The organism is Mesorhizobium sp. M7A.F.Ca.US.005.03.2.1 (assembly GCF_003997795.1).
Lineage (GTDB): Bacteria > Pseudomonadota > Alphaproteobacteria > Rhizobiales > Rhizobiaceae > Mesorhizobium > Mesorhizobium ciceri.
In genome coordinates, this window is sequence record NZ_RZRP01001474.1 from 1 (window position 1) to 720 (window position 720).

At 61.9% G+C, this 720-nt stretch carries 1 pseudogene; it reads right to left on the reverse strand.

The features are described from left to right. Positions 1–720: pseudogene (gene glmU / locus EN991_RS38575) on the reverse strand (bifunctional UDP-N-acetylglucosamine diphosphorylase/glucosamine-1-phosphate N-acetyltransferase GlmU); the annotation flags it as partial.

The window sequence follows — 720 nt, forward strand, 5'->3', positions numbered from 1 at the left end:
TATAGGTCAAATGGTTGACCTTGGCGCCCTCTTCGATGACCGCCTGCTTGACCTCGCAGAAATTGCCGACCTTGGCCTTGTTCCTGAGATCGGCGCCCGGCCGCAGCCGCGCGTACGGCCCGACATCGCAATTCGACGCAATGGTGGCGCCCTCGATATGGCTGAAGGCATGGACCTTGGCGCCCGTGGCAATCTTCACACCCGGACCGAACCAGACATTGGGCTCGACGATGGTATCAGTGCCAATCTCGGTGTCATGCGAGAAATACACGGTCTCCGGCGCGATCAGCGTCACGCCCGACAGCATCGCCTCATGCCGCCGGCGCGCCTGCCAGATAGCTTCGGCTTGCGCCAGTTCGGCGCGGTTGTTGATGCCGAGTGCGCTTTCGAAACTGGCTTCGGTGGCCACGACATCGAGGCCTCGCGCACTGGCGATCTCGACAATGTCGGTGAGATAATACTCGCCCTTTGCATTCTTGTTGCCGACCCGATCGAGCAGCGCCAGCGCATGGGCGCCGGCCACCGCCATCATGCCGGCATTGCAGAAGGTTATTTTCCTCTCCTCCTCGGAGCAGTCCTTCTCCTCGCGGATGGCGGTCAGCTTGCCGTCCTTTTCGATCAACCGGCCATAACCAGTCGGACTGGGCGGGCGGAAGCCGATCACGACGACGGCAGCGCCTTCAGCCAGTTTCAGCCGCGCCATGGTCAGCGCATCTGCAT